The 6,181-nt window shown below is 66.5% G+C and carries 7 protein-coding genes; 4 read left to right on the top strand and 3 right to left on the bottom strand.

Annotation, left to right across the window (positions count from 1 at the left end):
• From QOC76_RS19075 to QOC76_RS19065, 3 genes are all read left to right on the top strand, one after another.
• On the top strand, nt 1-1,082 hold a 1,082-nt coding region (locus QOC76_RS19075; protein WP_526359220.1), incomplete at its 5' end, for a flavin-containing monooxygenase.
• A complete protein-coding gene (locus tag QOC76_RS19070) occupies nt 1,079-1,996 on the top strand; it encodes an alpha/beta hydrolase (RefSeq protein WP_526359218.1) in 918 nt (305 codons plus the stop codon). The genes QOC76_RS19075 and QOC76_RS19070, both read left to right, overlap by 4 nt.
• On the top strand, nt 1,993-2,829 hold the full coding sequence (locus tag QOC76_RS19065) for an SDR family NAD(P)-dependent oxidoreductase (protein WP_526359216.1): 837 nt from the start codon (nt 1,993-1,995) through the stop codon (nt 2,827-2,829). Before QOC76_RS19070 ends, QOC76_RS19065 begins: the two co-directional genes overlap by 4 nt.
• A gap of 60 nt (nt 2,830-2,889) precedes the next feature.
• On the opposite strand, the gene QOC76_RS19060 is transcribed toward QOC76_RS19065, so the two are convergent.
• The 3 genes from QOC76_RS19060 to QOC76_RS19050 form a co-directional block, all read right to left on the bottom strand.
• Nucleotides 2,890-3,024, bottom strand: coding sequence for a hypothetical protein (locus tag QOC76_RS19060; RefSeq protein WP_526359214.1), 135 nt, complete (start codon nt 3,022-3,024; stop codon nt 2,890-2,892).
• 214 nt (nt 3,025-3,238) lie between these two features.
• Nucleotides 3,239-4,030, bottom strand: a complete 792-nt coding sequence (locus tag QOC76_RS19055; RefSeq protein ID WP_526359212.1) for a bestrophin-like domain — start codon at nt 4,028-4,030, stop codon at nt 3,239-3,241.
• Nucleotides 4,031-4,129: 99 nt separating this feature from the next.
• Complete coding sequence (locus QOC76_RS19050; RefSeq protein ID WP_526359210.1) at nt 4,130-4,318, bottom strand: hypothetical protein; 189 nt, start codon at nt 4,316-4,318, stop codon at nt 4,130-4,132.
• A 107-nt stretch (nt 4,319-4,425) separates the two neighbouring features.
• Between QOC76_RS19050 and QOC76_RS19045 the strand changes: the two genes are divergently transcribed.
• A partial coding sequence (locus tag QOC76_RS19045; protein WP_526359208.1) for an MDR family MFS transporter occupies nt 4,426-6,181 on the top strand: 1,756 nt, incomplete at its 3' end.

Raw genomic sequence — 6,181 nt, 5'->3', positions numbered from 1 at the left:
TCACCAGTTCGTTCCTGTTCGCCACCACTGGCTACTACAACTACGACCAGGGCTTCTCGCCCACGTTTCCGGGCTCGGAGGACTTCTCGGGGACCATCGTGCACCCGCAGCACTGGCCCGAAGACCTCGACTACGCGGGCAAGAAGGTCGTCGTGATCGGGAGCGGTGCCACCGCGGTCACCCTGGTGCCCTCGATGGCCGGCACGGCCGCGCACGTGACCATGCTGCAGCGCTCGCCGTCGTACGTGTTCTCCCTGCCCGCGTTCGACAAGATCTCACAGGCGCTGGGCCGCTTCCTGTCCGAGGAAACGGTGTACGCGCTGGGGCGCAAGCGCAACATCGTGATCCAGCGTTCGCTGTACAAGGCGTGCAGGCGCTGGCCGAAGACGATGCGCCGATTCCTGCTGTCGCAGGTGCGCCGTCGCGTCGGCGCGTCGTTCGACATGAGCCACTTCACCCCGAACTACATGCCGTGGGACGAGCGGCTGTGCGCGGTGCCCGACGGCGACCTGTTCGACGTTCTGGCCTCCGGCGAGGCGTCGGTCGTCACCGATCAGATCGAAACCTTCACCGAGGCAGGCATTCTGCTCAAGTCGGGCCGCGAGCTGGAGGCGGACATCATCGTCACCGCGACCGGTCTGAACCTGCAGATGCTCGGCGGCATGGCGCTGTCGGTCGACGGCGGGGCGCGTGAGCTGCACGACGCGATGACCTACAAGGGCGTGCTGGTGCAGGACATGCCCAACATGGCGTGGATGTTCGGCTACACCAATGCGCCGTGGACGCTGAAGTCCGACTTGGCCGGTGAGTATCTCTGCCGGCTGATGCGGCACATGGACGACACCGGTTATGCGGTGGCGACGCCGCACGATATCGACGGCTGCGCAACGGGCGACGGCATGCTGGACCAACTGCAATCCGGCTACGTGCAGCGCGCCAAGGACGTCATGCCGCGCCAGGGCTCCAAGCTGCCGTGGCAGGTGCTGATGCACTACGAGAAGGACTCTCGGATGCTGCTCGAGGAGCCCGTCGAGGACGGCGTGCTGGCGTTCGACGCGACGCGGGTGGAGGCATTCGCATGAGCATCCGTCCGGGCGTGGTCCGCGCTGCGCTACGCGGCTGCCGACCACTGTTGGCCTCCCGCCGGGTTTCGGTCGGCGGCAAGCGCAGAATGTATGACCTGTTCACGCGGGTAGCTCGGGTGCCGAGGGGTACGGGCTACGACGGCGTCACCATCGCGGGTGTGCCGGTGGAGGGGGTGCGACCGCCGGGGGTGGAGGGCTCCGGCGGGACACTGCTGTACCTGCACGGCGGCGCGTATGCACTGGGCAGTGCCAAGGGCTATCGCGGCGTGGTGGCGCGGCTCGCCGATGCGGCCGGGATGACGGCGCTGGTGCCCGACTACTCGCGGTCGCCCGAGGCGCGGTATCCGGTGGCACTCGAGGAAACGGTCGCGGTCTATCAATCCTTGATCGACTGTGGGGTTGCGCCGGAAAGCCTTGTCATTGTGGGCGATTCGGCGGGCGGAGGGCTGGCGTTGTCGCTGGCCATGGCGCTTCAGGATCGCGGGATCCCCGGCCCGGCAGCGATCGGCTTGATCTGCCCGTGGGCCGACCTCGCCATCGACATCGACGGCGGGCGCCCGAAGACGCGTGATCCGCTGATCAATCCGTCGATGGCCGCCGAGTGGGCGCCGAGGTACGTGGGCGGGCATGACCCGCGGCTGCCCGGAATCTCGCCGGCGCGTGGCGACATGGCGGGGCTGCCGCCGATCGTGCTGCATTCGGCCGGCGACGATCCGCTGCGCATCGATGCGGACAAGATCGAGAAGGCCGGCGCAGAAGCGGGAACAGGGCTCGTCGAACACCGCAGGTTCGATGGCCTGTGGCACGACTTTCATCTGCAGGCCGGCGTTCTCGCCGAGGCCGACGAGGCCATCAATCACATGGGCGCGCGGCTGCGCACCCTCATGACCGAAAAGGAAGCAGCGATATGAGTTCGTTCGAGGGCAAGGTCGCCGTCATCACCGGCGCAGGTTCGGGTATCGGCAGGGCGCTGGCACTCGACCTCGCGGCCAGGGGCGCAAAGCTGGCGCTCTCCGACATCGACGCCGATGGTCTCGCGGAGACGGTTCGTGCGGTGGAAGTGGTTGGGGCGGAGGTGAAGGCCGACCGGCTGAACGTCGCTGAACGGCAAGAAGTGCTGGCCTACGCCGACGACGTCGTCGCGCACTTCGGCACGGTGCACCAGGTGTACAACAACGCCGGCATCGCGCACAACGGCAACGTCGAGGATTCCGATTTCAAGGACATCCAACGGATCATGGACGTTGACTTCTGGGGTGTGGTGAACGGCACCAAGGCGTTTCTGCCGCATGTGATCGCGTCGGGTGACGGACACATCGTGAACATATCGAGCCTGTTTGGCCTGATCGCGGTACCGGGTCAAAGTGCTTACAACGCAGCGAAGTTCGCGGTCCGCGGATTCACCGAGGCATTGCGGCAGGAGATGCTTGTCGCCGGGCATCCGGTGAAGGTGACGTGTGTGCATCCCGGCGGCATCAAGACCGCGGTCGCGCGCAATGCGACCGTCTGCGACGGCGAGGATGCGCAGACGTTCGCGGAGTTCTTCGACAGGTACCTGGCGCTGCATTCACCGGAGATGGCCGCGGCGACGATCGTCGACGGTGTCCGCGACGGCCGTGCGCGGGTGGTGATCGGCTGGGAGGCCAAAGCCCTCGACATACTGTCGCGGCTCACGGGGTCGGGGTATCAGCGGGTCATGGCCACCGCGGTTCGGCGGTTCTTCCCTTGGGCCAACAAGCGCTGACCGTCAGCGCGCGACGACGAGGGCGCCGCCCGCTCTACTGTGCGGACGGCCCACCGTGGTCTAGCAGTAGTAGGAGAACGAGCTGCCGTCCGAGTAGTACTCGGTGCAGACGTCGGCGTTCGCGGTGCCGGCAGCTCCGACGGTGGCGAGGCCGAAGCCCGAGGCGAGTACTGCTGCGCCTGCGGCGGTGATCAAGAGGGCGCGGATACGGTTTGTGGATCACTCCTTGGGGTAGTGGCGGTGACACCCAAAGAGTCGCGCCCGGCTCTTGGTGAATTCTTGGAGCATCCTTGGCGGCCGAGCTGTGGGGTAGCGCCGAGGTCAGCGTCGGGGCGATCAGCCCACGTCGTCGAGCACCTGATAGCCGGCGTTGTAGCCGGGGATAAAGGTGGTGTACTGGGCTTTTCGTCTACGTCGGCGGCTGATCTTCGTTCCAGATCTGAAGCACGTTCACGTAGGGGTCGGGCTTCACCGACAGCGCGCCGACGAACGGATGCTCGAGCGCGAAGATCAGATACATGACGAAGCCCATCAGGCCCGCCGTCAGGGCCACGGCACAGGCATGAACGAATAGGTCGCGGGTCCCGAACAGGAACGTGAAGGCCATCACGACGGCACCACCGCCGATCAGCAGCACCCAGAGTTCACCGGGGATGGCGGACTCACCGGTCGATACCCGGAGCTTGCGGTTGGCGCTCAGGTCGTTCAACTTGACGATGTCGTGGTCGAAGAACGCGATCTCGTTGCGGGTCTCCGGCTGCACCTTCAGGAAGGCCGTCCAAACGGCGGTCATGTGGTCAGACTCCTCCTCGATGGTCTCACCCCGTCGCATTCGCGGTAGTTCATCGTTGATCACGTCTTCGGTATACGCGATGAGGCTCTGCCGCACCTCGAGCCGGTACGCCGCGGGTAGCGCCGTGGAGTCCCGAAGTAGGTCAGCCACGGCACTGGCCTCCGCCTCGGTTGCGTTCTCGGCGTCTCCGAACTGTTCCCAGACGACGACCACGACGAAGGCGACGAGTACCGCGTAGAGCACGCCTGCGAGCTGGAACACCTGGCCTGAGACCGCATTCGCATTCTCGAGTCGGGTGTGCGACACCGCCTTTCGGAACACGATCAGCCCGCCCACCGACAGTCCGACGACAAGGGCCACCGTGACGAACCCGAGAAGCGGAGCAGGCAGTTGCAGAAGCCAGATCACGGGACCACCCTTGGTTGGGCGGACGTTGGGGCTGTCCGCTCCGTCAGTATGGCCGTGGAACGGCTCAGTTCGGCGCAATGCTCCGTTGGCGACGGTGTGTCACGAGACGACGAGCCAGACGAGCGCGAGGTAGGCGGTGTCGAGCACGGCGACGTTTCCGACAGCGAGACAGGGACATTGGTGATGGCGTCGTTCAGTGTCGCCGTGCACCGCGGGCTTGGGGTCGGGGTCGACCGCGCGTCGCTGGGTTCGCGGCGCTGCGGGTTCGGTACATTTCATTAGGCTCACTACCGATCCCTGATACCGGGCCGGGTTGGCGTGCTGGTCGAGGGGTACCAATCCCGACAGTGGCTATACGGCATCGAGTTCACGCGACATCAACCAAGGACGAAGGTATGACGGCAACGGTGACCGGTCCGCCGCGACCGCCGGAGCCTCCGCAGCCCAGTGCCGCCGAGGTGGCGGCGCCGAAGCGCAATCTGATTTTCACGGCCGTGCTGCTGGGGATGCTGCTGGCCGCGCTGGATCAGACGATCGTGGCGACGGCGTTGCCCACGGTGGTGGCGGACCTAGGGGGCGCGGGGCACCAGGCGTGGGTGGTGACCAGCTATCTGCTGGCGTCGACGGTGGTGACGGCGATCGTCGGCAAGCTCGGTGATCTGATCGGCCGCAAGACCGTCTTCATCGCCGCGGTGCTGTTCTTCATGGCGGGTTCGGTGCTGTGTGGGCTGGCCGGCTCGTTGCCGATGCTGGTGGCGGCGCGCGCTCTGCAGGGCGTCGGCGGCGGAGCGATCATGGTCACCGCGACGGCGGTGATCGGCGAGGTGATCCCGCTGCGCGAACGCGGCCGCTACCAAGGCGCGCTCGGGGCGGTGTTCGGTGTCACCACGGTGATCGGCCCGCTGCTCGGCGGGTTCTTCACCGACCACCTGAGCTGGCGTTGGGCGTTCTGGATCAACGTGCCGGTGGCCGTCGTGGTGATTGTGGTCGCGGTGGCCGCGATTCCCAACCTCGGCCGGATGGCGCGGCCGGTCATCGATTACGCGGGCATCGTCTTGGTGGGGCTCGGCGCCACTGGGCTCACCCTCGCCACCAGTTGGGGCGGCAACACCTACGCGTGGGGTTCGCCGATGATCATCGGGCTCTTCGCCGGGTCGCTGGCGGCGTTGGGCGCGTTCGTCGCGGTCGAACTGCGGGCTGCCGAACCGATTCTGCCGATGCGACTGTTTCGCGAACCGGTGTTCGCTGTGTGCTGCGCGCTGTCGTTCGTCGTCGGCTTCGCCATGCTCGGTGCGTTGACGTTCCTGCCGACGTTCATGCAATTCGTCGACGGGGTGTCGGCCACCACGTCGGGCCTGCACACCCTGCCCATGGTGATCGGGTTGCTGACGATGTCGATGAGCAGCGGCGTGATCGTCGGCCGCACCGGGCGCTACAAGATCTTCCCGGTGGTCGGTACCGCCGTCATGGCAATCGGATTCGTGCTGCTGTCGCGGATGGGTCCGGACACGTCGACGGTGCTGCAGTCGCTGTATCTGGTGGTGCTCGGCGCCGGGATCGGCATGTGCATGCAGGTGCTGGTGCTGATCGTGCAGAACACCGTCGACTTCTCCGACCTCGGCGTGGCGACTTCCGGCGTGACGTTCTTCCGCACCATCGGCAGCTCGTTCGGCGCCGCGGTGTTCGGCTCGCTGTTCAACAACTTCCTGCATTCCCGGCTCGCGGCCGCTCTCGCAAGCAGCGGCGCACCGCCCGAAGCGGCGCAGTCGCCCGATGCGCTGCACAAGCTGCCGCCGGAAATGGCCGCCCCCATCGCGGCGGCCTACGCCGATGCCCTCGACCTCGTGTTCCTGTATGCGGCACCAGTCGCGGTGGTCGGGTTCGTGTTGGCGTTGATGCTCAAGCAGGTTCCGTTGCGCAACTACGCCGTCGGCACCGCGGCGGACATGGGCGAGGGTTTCGCGATGCCGACGACCGACTCGCCCGACCAGCTGCTCGAGAACGCAGTCGGCCGGTTGATTCGTCATGGCTCCGGTGTGCAATTGCGCGCCATCGCCGAACGTCCGGGAAGCAAACTCGACATCGGCCGGTTGTGGGCGCTGCTGCAGGTCTTCCGGTTCGGGCAGGCCGCAGGACAGGCCCGGCTGGGCG

This window comes from Mycobacterium sp. (assembly GCF_032159565.1).
Classification (GTDB): domain Bacteria; phylum Actinomycetota; class Actinomycetes; order Mycobacteriales; family Mycobacteriaceae; genus Mycobacterium.
Note: the sequence above shows the minus strand (reverse complement) of the source record. Positions and strands in the feature narration are given on the sequence as shown.

Coding starts and splice junctions, on each gene's coding strand:
- QOC76_RS19065 (WP_526359216.1), top strand. CDS start 1,993: ATGAGTTCGTTCGAGGGCAAGGTCGCCGTCATCACCGGCGCAGGTTCG.
- QOC76_RS19070 (WP_526359218.1), top strand. CDS start 1,079: ATGAGCATCCGTCCGGGCGTGGTCCGCGCTGCGCTACGCGGCTGCCGA.